Origin of the sequence: Butyrivibrio sp. MC2021, from assembly GCF_000621605.1 — a bacterium.
In the GTDB taxonomy this organism is placed as follows: domain Bacteria; phylum Bacillota; class Clostridia; order Lachnospirales; family Lachnospiraceae; genus Butyrivibrio.
Window position 1 is genome coordinate 305,916 of the sequence record NZ_JHXX01000003.1, and the last position, 18,540, is coordinate 324,455.

Sequence of the window (18,540 nt, forward strand, 5' to 3'; positions counted from 1 at the left end):
AAATTTAATATATCCGATAATTTATGCACTATATTTCGCTAATCACATCATGTTTCAGGCGGAATAAGAAAGGAAAGGGGAAGTATGCCAACCAGTGAGAAAACCAGCTTAACTCCGCTTTACAACTCCATCACTATGGCCGAAGGTGAGACACTTCAGATACCGCTGTGCGGGGACGACGCCAATAACCACAGCGCCCTGAAGTGGGCTACCAGCGACACTGATCACGCCATCGTTGACAAAAACGGCTATGTGACAGCAAAGCTTCGGGGTGAAGCAACCATCACAGTACAGGACAAAAAGGGTGATTCCATCGAAAGAGTTGCCAAGATCAAGATCTACATCGCCAAGGGCGGGTCTCTTATCACCGGAACTCTGCAGACTCTTTTGCCGCTGTATATTGACGAAAAGACAAGGCAGATCCTGAATGCGGACCTGAGCATCGTGACCTTACAGGACATTCTGGACAAAGCCGCCACCAAGGCTGACAGGCAGAATATCGCCAAAAAGACCGGTGTCACCGAATCCACCGTAGGTGTGTGGTTCAGACAGGCCGCCTTGTGGAACACACCGGGAATAACAAAGGAGATCTGTTATCTGGCTGCCATGGCGGGAATACGAAATGCCTATGACCTGTCCAAAGCAGAATTTGAGGACCTTAAGAACATCTTCAGGATCCTGGAAAACAGCATTGTTCTCCCGGAGGGGACAACTTTTATTCCGCCTAAGGACGACGACCTTCTGGTGGTCATTAACAACGCCCTGAAATCATCACCTCAGGAGAACATGTACTACTACGTTATCGGCGGTGAGGATCCGGAACCTACATTTCTTTTTGCCGCAGAGGATGACCTTATTAAGTCCGACACCCAGATTCTTCAGGAGGGTCTGGAGTTTTTAAACAACATAAAAATGTCTCTGCCGCTTCCAACCACCATCAGCGGCACCGTTGTTATGAAGGAGGAGGGGAACAAGGGAAAGAGCGGCCTGAAAGTCACCCTTACCGGTATTGCCAATGCCACCAGGGATAAGACTGAGAACGAAGATGAGCTCTTCTGCTACACAGACGAAGACGGCAGATTCACCATTGTCATGCCGGATCGCTACAACATGCAGGAGACCGTGAAGTTTACTGTCACGGAAAACACTGATGATAACGCCTCCATGGCACTTAAATCCTCATCTGACGGGGCCTACAGTGTCAATCAGTCCACCTTTATCAGAAGGGCCTCTGAGATCATCGACCATGAGTATGTGAAAATAATCACCGATGCAGCCAAGGGTACCACCGAGATAAAAAATGCCTCGGATATCCTCTCCTGCATCGACCGCATCCAGGTTCTTTCCGGAGAAATAGAGGATCTTGAAGGAGATATCTACGAAGCAGCCACAGGAAGTGCTGCCAAGACCCTGGCGGAAGCACTGCAGAAAAAGAAAGATGCTGAAGCTGCCCTGGATGATAAAGCCTACGCCCTTAAAGAGGAACTGGCTTTCCACTTCAAGGAAAAGGAAGCCGAGGTTGAAAAAGCTCAGGAGGAATTTAGTAAGATATCCGCCGGAGGACGTCTGATCCTTGTAAGCCAGATACAGAACTATTATGCGGAACTGGTGGAAGTATACAGTGAAGCAAGGATAACTGCAGGGCTTAAGCCTCTTACAGCTTTTTCAAAAATTGATGACCTCATTGCCAAAAAGCCCATAAAAGATGATACCCGCCTTAAAGCAAAGAAAATTTCCACAGAGTTGAAAGCACTTTTTGCGGCCAAAGACCTGTCTGTACTGGAAGATCTGATCACCGGTTCCATAACAGTTTTAGAAAGAATTGAGGCTGATGGTGATGACTTTGATTTCGAGGATTATTTTGACGGAAAAGATCTTATCATGACCGGCAAGTCAGGAGCCAGGATAAGCTCTGCCATCAAGGCCACCGGGGAACTTGGTCAGTATATTAGAAAGTTCCGACTTGCCAAGGAAAAGATTGCCAGACTGGAGCAGGAAAAAGAGGCTCTTGCAATTGATATCGAGCTTTCCGACAAGCGATACGAGGAACTTAAAAAGAACCACGAGGACGGCCTTGGAACCAATTCTGAGATTCCGCTCTATGAGAGAGTCAGAAATATCTGCCATCTGTCCCAGCAAAAGATCACTGACTATCTTGAGGCAGAAAGAGACGTTCTTGACTACACCAGAAAGTACAACATTGCCAGCGCCAATGCTGCTGTAATAAGCAGAGAGACAAAGATCAGTGATTACTGCAAATCAAAGGCAAAATGTGATAAGAACGGTAAGTTCGTAAGCAGCGATGATCCTGATGTTGCGGCCTACGAGCAGAAAAGGGAGGAATTGTCCGAGCTTAGTAAAGTGCTCTACGACCTTGATCCGAACACCAACAATTTCAAGAGAACCGTCCTTAACTTCCTGTCCAGAAAATTTGACTCTGACCTTGGAAAACTCACTCTTCACAAGGACTCTTTTGTCAAGAAAACCATGAAGCCCAGGGCTCTTCCCAGCGTAAAGCTCATGGGAGAAGGGGACGATGCAGTATATCTTCCTACGGATACAGCTCCCGCAAGGACCTTTAGCTACTCCATAATGCAGAGACTTGTGGAGCCTGAGATCACCATAAACAACAGAAAGTACACCCGCCAGAAGCTGACGGATGCCCTTGATGTCATGGCCTTCAAGGAGAACCTCTACGGAGATCAGTTAAAGATACCAATGGCTTCCTCACTTGGCATAGGCTATATCCTCAAGATGCATCAGGCCTGGGTTCCCGACGGCTATAGTCTCGGAAATCTTTTGTACTCCCTGGTTCTTGCACCGGGGGAGGAACAGAGAATAGTCGTAAAAGAGCATACGGAAGCTTATAATCTTCAGGACACCGCCTCCACCGTGGACACAATAAACGACAAATACAGTAACAGTCAAAGGGACAAGGAGACCGCAGCCTTCCAAACTGCTGCAGACCGCTACTCCTCTGCCAACTCAGACAGCTACTATTATACGGAATCAGAAAGCGGCGGTGGCTCGGGATGGGCAATCTTCGCTACCATCTCTTCATCATATGCTTCATCCTACGGAGAAAGCAGCGCTTCCGCTACTCAACGTGATAACTATGATGAGATATCCCTGGCAGCCCAGAATTTCCAAAGCACCATCCAGACTGAGGCCTCCAGGATAAGCTCCGAGCACAGGGCAAGTATCAGCATCGCCTCCAGTGAAGATGAAGAAGCTCTGTCCTCAAAGGTTATTGCCAACCACAATCACTCCCATGTCATGACAGTTCAGTACTGGGAGGTAATGAGAAGGTATTGCCTGGAGACCTGTATTGAGGGCGTGGACCTTACACTTTTTGTTCCCCTTAAGCCCATACAATTCCTGCCAAACGAAGCAAAAGGGCTCTTTGGAATCTTCTCCCGGTACACCCTGGATCCCACCTGCTTTGACGACTTCACAAAGAACATTTTCAACTTCAGATACGGCCAGCTCCTCAGGTATGCAGACTATCTAAGCCCTGCTCTTCCATGGCAGTATTCATCAGGACTTGAGCTGATAAAAAAATACGCTTCATACCCTCAGTGGACCACAGAGAAGTCATCCCTTGGCAACGACAAACAGGTAACTCTGAAACTTAAGGGTCACTTCATGGAGTTTGATAACCTCAATGCAACACTGTACTTTAACAAGGCCGGAGCCGCTGTTGCAGGCCACATTACAAGCATTGATTACCACAGGATACATCCTTCCATGAACAGGCGCTCTGAGGTTCTGTACGCCATGAGGCTTATCAGGGGAGGAACAAATGTTGAGAAGGTAAAACAAAAGGTTAATCCTGCTGATCCCGAATCCGTTGCAACGATCAATGTGATGAAGACCAGCACACTTAAGGAGACTGAGGTTGTGTTCACCTTTGATCTTCCTTCCAACATCTCCAACAATGATATTTCCTACATTGCCTTATATAACGACATTAGTACTTACAACTTCCGCTTAAGTCAGGATCCTGAATATATGGAACCGGATCAGGCCAAGTCCCTGGAGATGTTCAAGAATTCCGTATATAACTTCAGAAAAGACGACATCGACAGTATCGAGGACATGGATGCCCAGCTTCATTATTCCGGCGGACTTCCGGAGTGCTACCTGCATCCGGATGTAAGCTTCTCAAAATACGAGCTCCGGGATCTGGGTCCTATCGAGTTTACCGCCACTGTAACGGTTTCAGGAAAAAAAGACAGCATCCTGACTCCGGGCTGTTCTTCAGCAAAGCTTGGGGACTACTGCATTCGTCTTGATGTATCGGATCATATTCCTGTTCTTGGCTTCAACGAGATCATGAAGATGGAAGAAACCCTGCATCACGTTGCAGCCAACACCATCCGTTATTCCCAGGTGGTCTGGAAGTCACTTACAACCAACGAAAGGATACTGCTTCTTGAGCCTTACACCGTGGAATTTGCTCATCCGGAAAAGCTTGCTTCCAAGAATTCAAAGTCGAGCTACGTAAGCAAGATACCGCTCCTTAACTGCGTAAATGCCCACAAGCTTCTTGGATTCTACGGAAACTGCATGATACTGCCATTTACTTATCCGAAGGAGCTGGCAGAGGCTCTTGGTAAAACTGCTTCCGACATCCAGGACGAGCTGTACCGCTACCACACAAGCAACTTCAGGGTTCCGACCACTGTGGTTTCCGTGCCTACCTCTGGCATGGTTGGCGAAGCTGTTCTGGGCGCAACCAATGTCAGTGAAAAGATTGATATTACAAGGTTCTGGAACTGGCAGGATTCAGATATCGATCATACTACTCTTCCTACCGATAAGATGACAGCCAACAGCATCCTTGAAAATGCAAAAACTCAGGCTGCCGTGGCACCTACCCAGGGAGTTACCGCAACATCCCATATTGATGCGGGTCAGCTTGTCAACGCTCTTATCAGCAGGGCTCAGCCTACCTTTGCAAATGCCCTTGAAAACACGGATCTCAGAGAGGTTCTGAAGACCGCAGATACCAACACCGCAACGGGAAGAGATAACGTGATCAAGGCCAACACAGAGATTGTCACCAAGGCCATTGAGACCGCAGGAAATGTTGCTTCTGCCGGCCTTGCTCCAAAGAAGAAGGAGAAGGAAGAAAACAGTGAGACACCAAAGCCTGGGGAAGGTCAGAAACCCACGGAAGGCGGAGAAGGCCAGAAGCCCCAGAAGCCTAAGAGTTAACAGGAGGTAAAAATATGAGCAACAATCAGCAATACGACGGCCAGGAAGCTTTGCTCCAGGCCATGGCCCAGCTCCTTAATGCTGAGTCCAGTGAAAAGGCTCAGGAATATAAAAATCTGATCTTAAAAAGAATCGCTGAGGAAAGTGATGTTAAGCCCACAAGAATCCCGACTCCCCGGAACATCACGGAGGTGGGAGGTTACTACAATCTCATCGAACAGGTTCAGACCAATTCTTTGGAACTGGAACAGAAAAAAATAGATATGCAGCTTGCGCTTATCGCATCTGCGCTGGGACTGCCGGTATAAAAACAAAGGTGGGAGCCAATCGCTCCCACCTTCTTTTTCTTTCAGATCATATAATTAAACCTTAAATTCAATCCTCATTGAAATTCTTAAGGGCATTGGTCATTTCATCTGCTTCGTTTTTGGAAAGCAGGTATGAGATCAGGGCTGTGATAAAGTACACTGCCGCAACGCTTCCTGCCACTGTAAGAGCGCCGGATAAGGATAATTCAAACCAGTTAAATAAGCTTCCCAGCCCCATGATGATGGCGCAGAGCACAATATAATGCCCCACTCCCAGCAGTATCCTTACGGGCACTCCCATGGGCTTCTTGGGATTGATTGAAAAAACAATTGTGGTCACCAGAGATGTGGCCAGACTTGCACAGAAGATCTGGGGGATTATCTCAACCCATATGGTGTCGTATCTGAAAATACTGATCCACACCACCAGCATGATAGCTGTATTTATTATCACAAACCATTTTAATAGATCGGTAAAAAATGTTTTCATATGCTTATGTTCAGCCTCCCCTCTTACTTTCCTATTCCCAGCTTTTTCTTAAGTTCAGGCACATAGCCCCTGGAGATGATGATGTCCTCTCCGTTTCGAAGACTGGCTATGAACCTTCCGTTAAACTCCGGGCTCAGATGGTCGATGGCTCTGATATTTACTATGGCATTTTTGGATATCCTGAGAAAAGAAGAATCAGAAAGAAGCTCTTCTATTTCAAAGAGCTTTTTCCTGGTCTCATAGCAGTTTCCCCTGGTATAGGCAAAGACACGGTTGTCGGTGGCATCGAAGTACAGGATCTCCCTGGTGGGAACCATCTGTATACTCTCATCCGCATAGAGGGCCATGGTGTCCTTGCTGACGCCGTCCTTTAGCCGGCGCACCAGCTTCAGGACTTCGTCGTTCAGTTCTGCCATTTTTATTATGATTTCGTCTTCTTCACCGGGCATCGGTGTTTCAATAGTTATCTTCATTATCTGTCTTTCTTTTTGCAAACTGTTAAACAAATTGTGGAAAGCACGATGAATACTAACCCCACAGCTATAAGTATACCTACTTTTCCGTACTGGGACAATTGTGTATTGCCAAAGAAGAGCTCCATTCCCATGGCCTTGTCCACTTCGCTTCTGATGATCTCGGGAGTTCCGGCAAAAAAGCTGTTCTCCAGGGACTTCAGCATAACTTTTCTAAAGAGTGATGTTCCGTAAATAAAGGGGAAGCACTTAACCACATGCTGCATGGTGTCGCTCATGGAGCCAATGGGGAAATAGATTCCCCCAAGAAAGCCCGCCAAAGTTCCCAGGATGATTCCGATGCCGCTCCAGGCGCTCTGGCTCTTTATTACTGTTGCCAGAAGGAACATGATTGCCGCGTAAACGAAGGTGTTCAGCATGATAAGAAATATCAGCTGCAGATTGGTTTCAAGGGGAAGAAGGTCTATTCCGTTGATAACACCGATGATCTCTGTGATAACAAGAGTCACGATGCTCATGATAACTCCTGCTGCCCAGGCTGCTGAGATGTAACCAAGGACAAACACAGGTCTCTTCACAGGCATTACCATCAGTGAGTTCAGACGGTTACCGGTTCTGTCTTTTATCATGTTTGAGAAAAAAGCATGTGTCACAGTTGATGCATTGATAGTCATGATTCCTGCACAGGTCCAGAGGAAGCTGAAGTTCTTTACATAGTCCACATCTGCGTCGCCCCCTCTTCCCGGCACAAGCCTGATGGCATCCAGGAGATTGTCGTTATTGATATCCCCCAGGAAAAATACCATAAGAAGGATGATTATAAGCATTGATAACAGTGAAAAAAACACTGCGGAATAATCTCTGAAATACAGGTAAAGATTTCTTTTATTTATAGCAAGGAAACTTCTCATTATACTGCCCTCCCAAGTCCGTTAGTTACATTTAAAAATACGTCGTCCATTTTGCCCTGAATGATCTCAAAACCATCGATGATGCCCTTTAGGGAGCCGGCCTTTTCTGCGGCTTCAAAGGGATTTTTTGTCAGGGCGTAGCCCCCGTAGGAGGTGGCTACCAGGTTCTCTTTTCCCATAAGCTCCGTAACTTTCCCCAGCTTATCTTCACTGAAATAGAGCTTTAAGCTGTCACTGGCAAATCGCTCCTTGAGCTCGAAGGGGGTGCCCTCCGCCAGCTTTTTGCCCTTGTCTATGATGATGATCTTGTCTGCGGCCTGAGCTTCCTCCATGTAATGGGTGGTGAGGAAAACCGTCATGTCTGTGGTTGCTCTAAGCTGCTCCACCGCTTCCCATACATCCACTCTTGTGGCGGGATCAAGGCCCGTGGTGGGCTCATCCAGGAAAAGGATCTTTGGTGAGTGCATCAGTGCGAAGGCTATCTCGCAGCGTCTCTTCTGACCTCCGGAGAGAACTCTGTATCTTTTATCCATGATGTCCGAGAGCTTTAAGATATCTGAAAGATCTGACAGGCGGTTCTTTATCTTCCCGGCGTCCATTCCCAGCATCTTTGATCTTGTGACAATGTTTTCTTTAACTGTGAAAAGGTCGTCCAGAACATTGGACTGATATACCACGCCGATGGACTTTCTGATGTCCATATCTTCTTTTCCAAGCTTATAGCCGCAAAGATATGCCTCTCCTTCGTCCGGGGTAAGTATTGTTGAAAGCATGTTGACGGTGGTGGACTTGCCCGCTCCGTTTACTCCCAGGAATCCGACAAAGTCTCCTTGAGGGATCTCAAATCCAAGGTTGTCAACAGCATTAAATTTTCCGTATCTTTTTGTGAGATTTTTGATTTCTATGGAATTCATTGCGCCTCATGTCCTTTCGTTTTATCTGATGATCAGATGATAGAACATGAGGCGCAAAGGCAAAATAGATTTTAATGTAAGATGTATTTTTCGGAAGGTAAGTTGCAATTATTGAAGACTAAATATTATTTTGCTGCCGCAAAACCTTTCTCCAGGTCTGCGATGATATCATCGATATGCTCTGTACCGATGGAGAGTCTGATGGTGCTCTGGGTTATGCCCTGATCGGCCAGCTCCTCGTCGTTAAGCTGTGAGTGTGTGGTGGTTGCAGGATGGATAACAAGGCTCTTAACATCAGCAACATTGGCAAGCAGAGAGAATATCTCCAGGTTGTCGATGAATTTCCAGGCTGCCTCTTTTCCACCCTTTATCTCGAAAGTAAATATGGAAGCTCCGCCGTTGGGGAAGTACTTCTCATAAAGAGCGTGGTCAGGGTGATCCTTAAGTGAAGGATGGTTAACCTTCTCAACCTGAGGGTGGTTAGCAAGGAACTCCACAACCTTCTTGGTATTCTCAGCGTGTCTGTCGAGACGAAGTGACAGTGTCTCAACACCCTGAAGAAGCAGGAATGCGTTGAATGGAGAAATGGTTGCTCCTGTGTCTCTGAGAAGGATAGCTCTGATGTAAGTTACAAATGCAGCAGGGCCTACCACATCATAGAAGGATACGCCGTGATAGCTTGGGTTGGGAGCTGCGATCTGAGGATAGTTGCCGCTCTCCTTCCAGTTGAACTTGCCGGCCTCAACGATGATTCCGCCGAGGGTTGTGCCGTGGCCGCCGATGAACTTGGTGGCTGAATGAACTACGATATCAGCGCCGTGCTCGATGGGTCTGATAAGATATGGTGTTCCGAAGGTGTTGTCGATAACCAGTGGAAGACCGTGCTTGTGGGCGATCTCTGCGATGGCATCGATATCGGGAATATCACTGTTGGGATTACCCAGGGTCTCAAGATAGATGGCTCTTGTGTTCTCCTTGATGGCTCCCTCAACCTCTGCCAGGTTATGAGCATCTACAAATGTAGTTGTAATGCCGTACTGTGGAAGAGTGTGGGCAAGAAGGTTGTAGCTTCCTCCGTAGATGGTCTTCTGAGCTACGATGTGTCCGCCGTTTGCTGCAAGAGCCTGAACAGTATAAGTGATGGCTGCTGCTCCGGATGCTACAGCAAGAGCTGCGCTGCCGCCCTCAAGAGCTGCGATTCTCTTCTCAAGAACGTCCTGTGTGGAATTGGTAAGTCTTCCGTATATATTTCCTGCATCAGCAAGGCCGAATCTGTCAGCGGCGTGCTGTGAGTTTCTGAATACATAAGAAGTTGTCTGGTAAATGGGCACTGCCCTTGCGTCTGTAGCCGGATCCGGCTGCTCCTGTCCAACATGTAACTGAAGTGTCTCAAATCTGTAATTGCTCATACCCTTTATCTCCTCTCGAATTTGTTTTCGTCTTGGCTGTTTTTGTTGAAAAAATCATATAACGTATTTACCTACTGTGTCAATATGTTTTATAATAACTTTGATTTATAGAATGTGATAAGATATGATTAATTCTTCCCATTTGCGATATGATATAAAGTAGAAGGGAATGATACCCCGAAAGGAGCAGACTATGTTTTCAACCAAAGGACGCTATGCACTTCGAGTAATGATAGATCTGGCACAGCAGCACAGCGAGGAGTTTATTCCTCTTAAGGATATCGCCGAGAGGCAGTATATTTCCAAGAAGTATCTTGAGATCATCGCAAAAGAGATGGTTAAGGGAGGCCTTATCATAGGCGCCAGCGGTAAGCACGGCGGCTACAAGCTTAAGAAAGATCCTTCCGAATATTCCGTTGGAGAGATAATAGAACTTATGGAGGGCCCCATGGCACCGGTGGCCTGTCTTGCAGATCCTGAATACGAATGTAACAGAAAGGGCAAATGCAAAACTCTGCCCATGTGGACAGAGTTCTACAATTTGGAAAGAGATTTCTTTTATGGAAAGAAGCTAAGCGAACTTATCGGTGAATGACCGCTTCCCTCAGGGGAATGCGGTCATACCGGGTTCTCTTTTACGTACTGCTCCAGGATCTCTGCGGCATCTCCGATGATCTCCGGGCAGGGACGCTTTTTGTAATACTCATTGGTCCTGGCTTCCGGCACGGGAACGTCGTGCTTGACGCTAAGTCCCAGCATCTCGCGACAGACTATGGTGCCGTGCTTTTCCTCAAATCTGCGGGCCAGCTCCTGGATCCTGGCGTAGTGATCAGCCTTCACCTGTCCGGTCTCCGGGCCCTCGTAGCCATAGAGAAATCCCGCCACCATAAAAATTCCTGTCACGGAGCCGCAGACTTCACGAAGCCTTCCCATGCCCCCTCCGAAGGAAGAGGACATCTTTGACAGGGTCTTTTCATCTATAGGAAGCATATCCGCAAAGGCCAGTACTATAGATTGGGAGCAGTTATATCCCTTCATAAAATTGTTCATGGCCATTTCTCTGCGGGTCATATCTTCACCTCTGATTCAATAATAATCTTCTTAAAATACAATCTTCTCAACCACCTTCACGGGGCTCTTCACCAGCTTGGCAAAGGTCTTGCCGTCTCCGGGCTTTCCGACAATGCATCCGTAGTGGACAGGAATAGCGTACTCCGGTCTGATGATATTGGCAAGCTCCGCTGCCTTTTTGGCATCCATGGTATAGGTTCCCCCCACAGGCAAAAGAGCTATGTCACACTTAACCTGTCTGGCGTCCTTGGTAAGTCCCGTATCTCCGGCAATATAGATGCGCTTGCCGTCCAGCCTCAGGATATATCCCACCCACTCCGCACGCTTGGGATGAAAAGGCTTGATGGTGTTGTAGGCTGGGACCGTCTCAAATTCGAGACCGTTTATCTCTCTGTATACTCCGGGCTTAACTCCCACAACCTCTTTTACCTCACGCTCCAGTTCCAGTGCGTCATCGATCATGCTCTCCGGGGAGACAAGAATCGTATTTTCATTAATGACCTTTCTGATATCCGCCGGAGAAAAATGGTCATAATGCTGATGAGTTATCAGAACATAATCCGCGTCATGGGGCTCCTCTTCCATCTTGAAGGGATCCACATAGATGGTGACATCCGTCCTGATCCTGATACTGTTTTGGGTAAAAACTTCAATCTTGTCAATCATCAGTTTCTCCTTTGATTCTTTTCACCTTACTTTTCTTATATTTCCAATAACCGGGAAAATCCCCGGGCAGTCCTAAGATCCGGATCCCTGAAGTGATTGCCTTCGTTCCATTCCAGAACAGAACTCACTCCCTTTTCCCTAAGGAAGGCATCCGCCGAACGTATTCTGTCCCCTACTGTTGCCATAACCGGATTTCTGACCTTTTCTTCCTTGTTTCCAAGACTGAGATAAACTTTGCTGCACTTTATCTCATTTTCTCTCATATATACATCAAATCCCGGAAACCACATGGAGGGTGATACCGCTGCCACTCCTGCAAAAACATCGGTCTGATAAACAGCCCACAGAGAAAAAAGACCTGCCAGCGAATAGCCGCCGATGTAATAGGTCTTCGCATTATCCGTGCAATATTTTAACATTTCTTCCAGGGTGTCCCCGGCCCCATCGCCGAAGTCCTCATTGCCGAAGACTGCAGGTGCCTTCCAGGGTGAGAGATCTTTATTCCAGTCACTGACTGTAAATGCAGCCAGCATAAAGTCTTTATTCGATGCTTTTCTTATTTCGGCAGTTTCTTTTTCAAGCATGCCAAGACTGTGTCTGTCCACGGCCTGAAGAAGAACGATTCCCGCCTCCTTGTTTCCGAATTCATATATATCCATTATAGCCCCCCAAAGAATTCTCCTCTACTATAATACGAAAAAGCAGCACATAATCCAAGGACTATGTGCTGACTTTATGAAATCGTTAGATTTAAAAATATCTATTACTCCTTAACACCACCGATGGTAAGACCTGCTACAAAGTATCTCTGCAGGAAAGGATAAAGCATTACGATAGGAGCCATAGTGATGATGGTAGCTGCGGCTCTTACAGAAACAGGAGTGATATTTACCTGGGTTCCTGTGGTGGCAGCACCGGCGTTACCCTTAAGACTGGTAACCGCTGAGAGCATCTTCATCAGCTCGTACTGAAGTGTTGTGTACTGATCTGCCATACGGTTGTAGAGCATTGTATCAAACCATGAGTTCCACTGTCCTACCGCTACGAAAAGAGCGATTGTAGCGTAGATAGGCTTACAAAGAGGTGAAACAACGGATACAAATATCTTCATGTAGCCTGCGCCGTCGATCTGAGCAGCTTCCTGAAGGGACTCGGGAAGACCTTCCATATAGGTTCTCATAACCAGCATGTTGAAACCGCTGATCATTCCGGGAATAACATATACCCAGAAGGAATTGGTGAGATGGAGGTTTCTGTACAGGAGCATGATAGGGATCATACCGCCGTTAACATACATGGTTATAACCCAGAAAAGTGAAAGCTGTGATCTGAAGATGAAGTTTTTCTGGCTTACGATAAAGGCCAGCAGCGCATTGGCTGCAACTGCAAGGATTGTACCGATAAGAGTTCTCAAAACGGAAATGACAGCGCCACGTCCGATATTTCTCAAAGCAAGTACTGTGGTATAGTTCTGGGTTGTGAACATTCTGGGCCATAAGTGTACTCCGCCTCTCATGGCATCTACACCGTCGTTAAAGGAGATAGCCAGAGTGTTGAGTACAGGGTAAATAGTTACAACACAGAAAATTATCATGAACAGCCAGAGGAAAAGATAAAAGATAAAATCCCCTAATTTAAATTTACTTTTTACCATGCAGCACCTCCTTAGAATAACCTTTCTTCACCGGTTCTCTTAGCGAGCTGGTTGGCGATAACGATGATCACGATTGATACCACGCTCTTAAAGATACCTGCAGCTGTACCAAGGGAGTAGTCGTTCTGACTGATACCCCAGGTCAGTACGTAGATGTCGATAGTGTCTGAAACGCTCTTTACAAGGCCGTTTCCTAAGAGATACTGTACTTCAAATCCTGCGTTCAACAGATTACCCATATTCATGATAAGAAGAATGATGATGGTAGGTCTGATGCCCGGCAGTGTAACATTCTTGATCTTGCCCCATCTTCCGGCGCCGTCGATTGAAGCAGCCTCATAAAGACAGGGGTCTATAGCTGTAATAGCTGAAAGATATATGATGGCGTTCCATCCTGTCTCTTTCCATACATGGGCAAAGGTTACGATAGGCCAGAATAACCCGGGTATAGAGAAAAACGGAACGGAATCCTTAACAAAACCAAAGTTTCTGAGAATTTCGTTAACAATACCTGTAGATGAAAGTGCATCGCTGAGGATACCTGTAACGATGATCCAGGAAAGGAAGTGAGGCAGGTAGGAAATAGTCTGGACTACCTTTTTACCTATGATCAGTCTGAACTCGTTTAACAGGATAGCGAAAATGATAGCTGTAAGAGTTGTGAATATGAGATTCAAAGTTCCCATACAAAAAGTGTTTCTGATAACCCTTAAGAAGGTTGCGTCAGAAAACAGGAATTTAAATTTATCAAGGCCAACCCACTGGGAGTGGAAGAGACCGGTTTTGTTCTTATAGTTCTCAAAAGCCATCAGCCAACCTGCAAGGGGCAGATAGCAGAAAATGAAGCCGTAAATAACGAATAATGCAGACCACGCTATAAGAACCTTCTGCTTTACGAGCTCTTTTTTGGTGATGACCGTTTTCTTTTTATTGGCTACGGTTTTGCTCATGCTAATGGTTCCTTTCCTTTTATAAGCTGTAAAAAAGGCAGCCATACACTGGATATTTCGGCATATGGCTGCCATATAAGACTAACTTTTGATTATGAGTTTAATCAGCCCTGGTTAGCAGCTGCAACTCTCTTGTCAAGCTCTTCCTGCATCTGTCCAAGGAAGTCCTGAGGCTGGCATCCTTCATAAGCCTTCATGTAGTTTGCCCACTCAGCTTCGAAGTCAGAAGCCATAACAACCTTAGGAAGCCACTCGTGCTTGCACTCGCCCATCTTTGTCCAAGCTACACCGCCGGGTGTTGATGTGTCGAGGTTGTTTGAATATGACCACATAGGGAACCAAGGATGTGTTGCGTTTACATCTTCCTGAACTGAACCGATGAGGTCAGGATAGTTCTTAGCGCCGTATGCATCGAAGCACTTCTTAAGAGGCTCAGCAAGCTTGTTAAGGAACTCTGAAGGCTGCTCTTCAGGAAGGTTAGCGTTGATTCCGTCATCGCTTGTTCCGCCGTACTGAGGAAGGTAGCTGTATGTGCACATGTGATCTGCTTTGTACTTAGGATCAGCAACCTGAGCTCTGATCTCATCTGTTCTGTAGAAGAGGCCGTTCTCATCAACGAGGTAGTCAACACCCTCTACACCCCAGAAACGAAGGTTCATGATATCCTGGTCAAGCATCTTGTCAAGGAATGAGAATGCAAGGTCTGGATCTGAGCAGCTTGTTGTTACTGCGATACCGGAAGCGATGTTAAGTGTATCGCCGTATGTGTGCCAACGGTTGTCCATACCCTTGTCAATTGTAAGTCCGAGAGGAACATAGTTGCATCCGAGCTTATCAAGACCTGCGTTGAGAAGTGCGTCGTTGATCTGCTGGAAATCCCAGTACTGATCGCACATGCCGAGTACGTTACCGTTTGAAAGCTTCTGGATATAATCATCATACTTCTGAGTACCGAAATCCTTGTCTACGATACCCTTCTGATACTCCTCGTTGAGCTTCTGGAAATATCTCTTAGCTGTAGGAGTTGTGTTGTAGTCAACGATTGTAGGATCCTTGCCCTCGAAATCAACGATTACAGAACCGTCATTTGGATATCCGTCAAGGAACTGAGGAGCGTTCTCGATACAGAAGTAACGCCAGTCATCGCAAAGGCAGGTGTAAGGAATGATATCCATCTCATTGCCGTTAGCGTCCTGTGTCTTAGGATTAGCTGCTGCATATCTCTCAAGGAGGTCGAAGTACTCATCAAGAGTCTCAATCTTTGGATAGTTGTCCCACTCAAGAACACGAGCCTGGATCCAGAATGCCTCGTCGTTGTGTGCTGTTCCTGTAGGAGCACCCTTGGTGTTCTGGAATACGTTACACCAGTAGATGTGTCCGTCGTCCTGTCTGAACTGATCCCACTCTGCAGGTGTGTAGTAGTTTGTAAGGTTAGGATACTTGCCGCTTGCAAGATAGTCATCCCATGCGATAAGTACGCCTTCGTTGTAAAGATCTGTACATCCGTCACCACCATCGATAAGATCAGGATATGTGCCTGATGCGATGATGCTTCCGATTGCCTCTGCTACAGTCTGGCCTGTAAGCCATGTCTCTTTAAGACGAACACCGGTCTTAGATGCAATAATGTCCTGGATCTCGTTGTTGCCGCTGTTGATCTCTGTTCCGGGCATTCCTGCAAAGAATGTGAAGTCTACGATGTTCTCCGGTGCAACTGTTGTGTCCCCGCCATCATTAGTTGCTGTCTCTGTTGTAGTTGTTGTCTGCTGAGCGTCAGATGTTGTTGCAGGTGCTGTTGTTCCTGCGTCAGTTGCTTCGCCGCAGCCTGCAAGTGTTGCTGCCATAAGCACTGAGCTCATTGCAAGTGAAACAACTTTTTTCATTGCTTTGTTTCTCATAATTACCCCTTTCTCCCTTTTGTGATCCACACAAAAATGTATATAAGTTACTCTTTCTGGGAATTATTATATGTATAAGTTTTCACATAAAGAATGTAATTCTTTTACCTGAGCAAGCACATTTTTTACTTCTTTAACAGAAAGTTTATGATTTGTTCTAAATTATTGTGAATTATACACAAAAAGATTCTGCGTCTTTCATTCAAAACGCAGAATCTCTTGTAAATTTGCTATATCATTTTGGCGAAATACAAGCCCTTAATTTTCTTCATTCGTGCTTGTCACGCATATTGTAATCTGTATCTTCATCTATCATGGCAAGCATGATGTCCGCAAACTGAGGATCGAACTGGGTTCCTTTGCCCTTTTCTATCTCTTCACGGATCTTTTCCTGGGGAAGGGCTCCTCTGTAGCTTCTGTTGCTGCTCATGGCATCATAGGCATCCGCCACGGCTATCATCCTGGCCTCAAGAGGGATGTCCTCTCCGGCCTTGCCGTCGGGATAACCCCTGCCGTCATATCTCTCATGATGCCATCTGGCGCCGTTCACCAGCATGGGCATTCCTTTTATGTTGCTGAGGATGCGGCCTCCGATGACAGGGTGGGACTTGATAATGGCAAACTCCTCATCCGTAAGCCTGGAGGGCTTGTTGATGATCTCGTCGGGAACGCCGATCTTGCCCACATCATGGAGAAGTCCCATCATATAGATCATGTCCTGCTGCTCCTCATCAAAGCCATAGCGCTTTGCTATCTCCCTGGAGTACTCCGCAACTCTGGCGGAGTGGCCGTTGGTATAGGCATCCTTGGCATCAATGGCATCCGCCAGGGAGCTTACCACATTCAGATACAGCTGCTCGATCTCTCTGGTCTTTCTCTCCACTTCGCTGCCAAGCTCTCTCTGGAGGGTTACCAGCTCTATGACGTGGCGGACCCTGAGCACCAGAATACTTGGGATAAAGGGCTTTCTGATGTAGTCCATGGCCCCCAGGGACAGACCCTTTGACTCCGTGTCCTCGTCCTCGTTGGCTGTCAGGAAAATGATGGGAATCTCCTTGCCCTTTTCCTCGGTCTTTCTAAGCTCTTTCAAAACCTCGAAGCCGTCCATATCCGGCATGCTGATGTCCAGAAGAATCAGGTCCGGAGCACCGTTGTCGCGGATATAGTCCTGTATCATAAGTCCGGATTTCAGCACCGCAGCCTTCATTCCGGCCTCTGTCAAAATATTCCAGGCCCCCTTAAGAATTAAGGGATCGTCGTCAACAATTAAAATCTGAGAGCTCATAATATCCTCCGTAAAAAGATAGTTTCTCTTTTTTATCTGATATCCTGACCCATAAGTTTGTTGTGATTTCCCTGAGTTCCACTGCTCAGCCTCCTTAATGTAACAAATTTTCACAAAATAATTATACGTTTAAATGTAAAAAAATAGCAGGGAAAACACGAAAATTTTCCCTGCTATCGTACATTTTTAATCACTATTTTATAAAATTTATTTTTCTTTTATCAGAACACCATTGGGAACTCAAACTTATCCCCAAGGCTTACTACAGAATCTCCGTTCACCTCGGTGATCTCAAGAACTGCGCCGTCCCATCCGTAGGTGATGGTTCCCTTTACGGAGTCATCATCGGAAGCAAAGGAAAGTACGCCGTCGCCGGCTTCCTCAACGGTGCCTTCAAGCTCGCCGATTCCGTGAAGTGTTGCCTTTGCAATATATCCGGATTCCCAGCTTTCAGTTACTGACAGGCAGCTGTATATGCTGTCAGTGCCCTGGTTATCTACGTAAGAACCTAAAACAGACTTCTTGGGCATTGTGAATGAGTCGCCCTTGGCAGCCGCCATCTCTTTTGCCAGGAAATAGCATCTTACCTTGGTGCTGTCCTCCATGAAGCTGTTGTAAAGAAGAGGATAAATGCTGCCGCCTTCCTCCTGAGGTCCAAGGGCCTCCAGAGCTGCATCCTCCTTCATGACGTTCCAGGCCCTCTGATCTGCCAGAACTCTTTCCTTGGTGGCATCATCAACAGTCTGGGTAAATCTGTCCCAGAGATTGTTGAGCTCGGCATCCCAAATCTGATAGTAGTAGAAGGAAACCACATTCATCTCTGCCTGGTTCTCATCATCGCTTCTTCTGGAAGTGATATGCTCGTGAATCTCCTGCATCTTGGCAAACTCATCCTCAAAGGAAGTAGCACCTGCCACTGCTCTCTCAACAGCTACCTTGATTTCCTCAGTATAGTCACTGGCGTAATCAAAAGGTGTTGTCTCATCACAGATGCTCACAGCACCGTTGTCAGCGGGTGCCTCCTGGGTAGCTTCTGTGGTCTGATCGCCTGTTGTCTGATCTGCCGCGGTCTGCTCTGTCTTTTCCTGCTCAGTAGTTGTCTGCTGCTCATTCTGAGAACCTGCTGTCTCAGTCACAGGCTCAAACTCAGAGCTCCATCCCTGTTCTGCATCGCCCTTGTCACATCCTGCCAGTGTAAGGAACGCAGCTGTGATAGCTAAAGCGCAATAGATTTTTCTTTTCATAACTTTTCTCCTCAAAACATGTTTTACATAAAAAATATTTATCCGCA

The 18,540-nt window shown here is 46.6% G+C and carries 16 protein-coding genes; 3 read left to right on the forward strand and 13 right to left on the reverse strand.

Translation table 11 applies throughout. From position 1 onward, the window contains the following. The first annotated feature begins 84 nt into the window (after positions 1-84). Entirely contained in the window at positions 85-5,220 is a 5,136-nt protein-coding gene (locus T359_RS0109315) for a DUF4332 domain-containing protein (protein WP_026517238.1), read from the forward strand. A 14-nt stretch (positions 5,221-5,234) separates the two neighbouring features. Then, the gene (locus T359_RS0109320) at positions 5,235-5,528 is read left to right on the forward strand and encodes a hypothetical protein (protein WP_051545197.1); all 294 of its coding nucleotides are present in this window, start codon (positions 5,235-5,237) and stop codon (positions 5,526-5,528) included. A 67-nt stretch (positions 5,529-5,595) separates the two neighbouring features. Here T359_RS0109320 and T359_RS0109325 read toward each other — a convergent pair whose 3' ends face one another. The 5 genes from T359_RS0109325 to T359_RS0109345 all read right to left on the reverse strand — a co-directional run bounded on the left by T359_RS0109325 (position 5,596) and on the right by T359_RS0109345 (position 9,725). Beyond that, positions 5,596-6,018 (reverse strand): DUF3021 family protein, encoded by a 423-nt coding sequence (locus T359_RS0109325; RefSeq protein WP_026517240.1) that lies wholly within the window; start codon positions 6,016-6,018, stop codon positions 5,596-5,598. Positions 6,019-6,041: 23 nt separating this feature from the next. Continuing rightward, positions 6,042-6,491, reverse strand: a complete 450-nt coding sequence (locus T359_RS0109330; RefSeq protein ID WP_026517241.1) for a LytTR family DNA-binding domain-containing protein — start codon at positions 6,489-6,491, stop codon at positions 6,042-6,044. Next, the gene (locus T359_RS0109335; RefSeq protein ID WP_026517242.1) at positions 6,491-7,402 is read right to left on the reverse strand and encodes an ABC transporter permease; all 912 of its coding nucleotides are present in this window, start codon (positions 7,400-7,402) and stop codon (positions 6,491-6,493) included. The genes T359_RS0109330 and T359_RS0109335 overlap by 1 nt, the downstream gene beginning before the upstream one ends. After that, positions 7,402-8,316 carry an ABC transporter ATP-binding protein gene (locus T359_RS0109340; RefSeq protein ID WP_026517243.1) on the reverse strand — a complete coding sequence of 305 codons (915 nt, stop codon included), beginning with the start codon at positions 8,314-8,316 and terminating at the stop codon, positions 7,402-7,404. The genes T359_RS0109335 and T359_RS0109340 overlap by 1 nt, the downstream gene beginning before the upstream one ends. 125 nt (positions 8,317-8,441) lie before the next feature. Continuing rightward, positions 8,442-9,725, reverse strand: coding sequence for an O-acetylhomoserine aminocarboxypropyltransferase/cysteine synthase family protein (locus T359_RS0109345; RefSeq protein WP_026517244.1), 1,284 nt, complete (start codon positions 9,723-9,725; stop codon positions 8,442-8,444). A 193-nt stretch (positions 9,726-9,918) separates the two neighbouring features. On the opposite strand from T359_RS0109345, the gene T359_RS0109350 reads away from it, so the two are divergent. Next, positions 9,919-10,320, forward strand: coding sequence for an RrF2 family transcriptional regulator (locus tag T359_RS0109350; protein WP_026517245.1), 402 nt, complete (start codon positions 9,919-9,921; stop codon positions 10,318-10,320). A gap of 23 nt (positions 10,321-10,343) precedes the next feature. On the opposite strand, the gene T359_RS0109355 is transcribed toward T359_RS0109350, so the two are convergent. The 8 genes from T359_RS0109355 to T359_RS0109390 form a co-directional block, all read right to left on the reverse strand. Then, positions 10,344-10,796 carry a C-GCAxxG-C-C family protein gene (locus T359_RS0109355; protein ID WP_026517246.1) on the reverse strand — a complete coding sequence of 151 codons (453 nt, stop codon included), beginning with the start codon at positions 10,794-10,796 and terminating at the stop codon, positions 10,344-10,346. 30 nt (positions 10,797-10,826) lie between these two features. Beyond that, on the reverse strand, positions 10,827-11,462 hold the full coding sequence (locus T359_RS0109360) for an MBL fold metallo-hydrolase (protein WP_026517247.1): 636 nt from the start codon (positions 11,460-11,462) through the stop codon (positions 10,827-10,829). 35 nt (positions 11,463-11,497) lie between these two features. Further along, positions 11,498-12,121 (reverse strand): esterase, encoded by a 624-nt coding sequence (locus T359_RS0109365; protein WP_026517248.1) that lies wholly within the window; start codon positions 12,119-12,121, stop codon positions 11,498-11,500. 104 nt (positions 12,122-12,225) lie between these two features. After that, positions 12,226-13,116: a carbohydrate ABC transporter permease gene (locus tag T359_RS0109370; protein ID WP_026517249.1), complete on the reverse strand. Its 891-nt coding sequence runs from the start codon at positions 13,114-13,116 to the stop codon at positions 12,226-12,228. Between the two features lie 11 nt (positions 13,117-13,127). Then, a complete protein-coding gene (locus tag T359_RS0109375; protein WP_026517250.1) occupies positions 13,128-14,066 on the reverse strand; it encodes an ABC transporter permease in 939 nt (312 codons plus the stop codon). Between the two features lie 104 nt (positions 14,067-14,170). Beyond that, a complete protein-coding gene (locus T359_RS0109380) occupies positions 14,171-15,964 on the reverse strand; it encodes an extracellular solute-binding protein (protein ID WP_026517251.1) in 1,794 nt (597 codons plus the stop codon). A gap of 268 nt (positions 15,965-16,232) precedes the next feature. Beyond that, complete coding sequence (locus T359_RS0109385) at positions 16,233-17,249, reverse strand: HD domain-containing phosphohydrolase (protein WP_026517252.1); 1,017 nt, start codon at positions 17,247-17,249, stop codon at positions 16,233-16,235. A 221-nt stretch (positions 17,250-17,470) separates the two neighbouring features. Beyond that, positions 17,471-18,493: a lysozyme inhibitor LprI family protein gene (locus T359_RS0109390; protein ID WP_026517253.1), complete on the reverse strand. Its 1,023-nt coding sequence runs from the start codon at positions 18,491-18,493 to the stop codon at positions 17,471-17,473. Between the last annotated feature and the right edge of the window lie 47 nt (positions 18,494-18,540).

Bases quoted from the DNA above. Each gene is read 5' to 3' on its own strand.
- T359_RS0109320 (WP_051545197.1), top strand. From the start codon at position 5,235: ATGAGCAACAATCAGCAATACGACGGCCAGGAAGCTTTGCTCCAGGCC.
- T359_RS0109380 (WP_026517251.1), bottom strand. From the start codon at position 15,964: ATGAGAAACAAAGCAATGAAAAAAGTTGTTTCACTTGCAATGAGCTCA.
- T359_RS0109370 (WP_026517249.1), bottom strand. From the start codon at position 13,116: ATGGTAAAAAGTAAATTTAAATTAGGGGATTTTATCTTTTATCTTTTC.
- T359_RS0109360 (WP_026517247.1), bottom strand. From the start codon at position 11,462: ATGATTGACAAGATTGAAGTTTTTACCCAAAACAGTATCAGGATCAGG.
- T359_RS0109335 (WP_026517242.1), bottom strand. From the start codon at position 7,402: ATGAGAAGTTTCCTTGCTATAAATAAAAGAAATCTTTACCTGTATTTC.
- T359_RS0109365 (WP_026517248.1), bottom strand. From the start codon at position 12,121: ATGGATATATATGAATTCGGAAACAAGGAGGCGGGAATCGTTCTTCTT.
- T359_RS0109325 (WP_026517240.1), bottom strand. From the start codon at position 6,018: ATGAAAACATTTTTTACCGATCTATTAAAATGGTTTGTGATAATAAAT.
- T359_RS0109355 (WP_026517246.1), bottom strand. From the start codon at position 10,796: ATGACCCGCAGAGAAATGGCCATGAACAATTTTATGAAGGGATATAAC.
- T359_RS0109385 (WP_026517252.1), bottom strand. From the start codon at position 17,249: ATGAGCTCTCAGATTTTAATTGTTGACGACGATCCCTTAATTCTTAAG.
- T359_RS0109390 (WP_026517253.1), bottom strand. From the start codon at position 18,493: ATGAAAAGAAAAATCTATTGCGCTTTAGCTATCACAGCTGCGTTCCTT.
- T359_RS0109345 (WP_026517244.1), bottom strand. From the start codon at position 9,725: ATGAGCAATTACAGATTTGAGACACTTCAGTTACATGTTGGACAGGAG.
- T359_RS0109340 (WP_026517243.1), bottom strand. From the start codon at position 8,316: ATGAATTCCATAGAAATCAAAAATCTCACAAAAAGATACGGAAAATTT.
- T359_RS0109375 (WP_026517250.1), bottom strand. From the start codon at position 14,066: ATGAGCAAAACCGTAGCCAATAAAAAGAAAACGGTCATCACCAAAAAA.
- T359_RS0109330 (WP_026517241.1), bottom strand. From the start codon at position 6,491: ATGAAGATAACTATTGAAACACCGATGCCCGGTGAAGAAGACGAAATC.
- T359_RS0109315 (WP_026517238.1), top strand. From the start codon at position 85: ATGCCAACCAGTGAGAAAACCAGCTTAACTCCGCTTTACAACTCCATC.
- T359_RS0109350 (WP_026517245.1), top strand. From the start codon at position 9,919: ATGTTTTCAACCAAAGGACGCTATGCACTTCGAGTAATGATAGATCTG.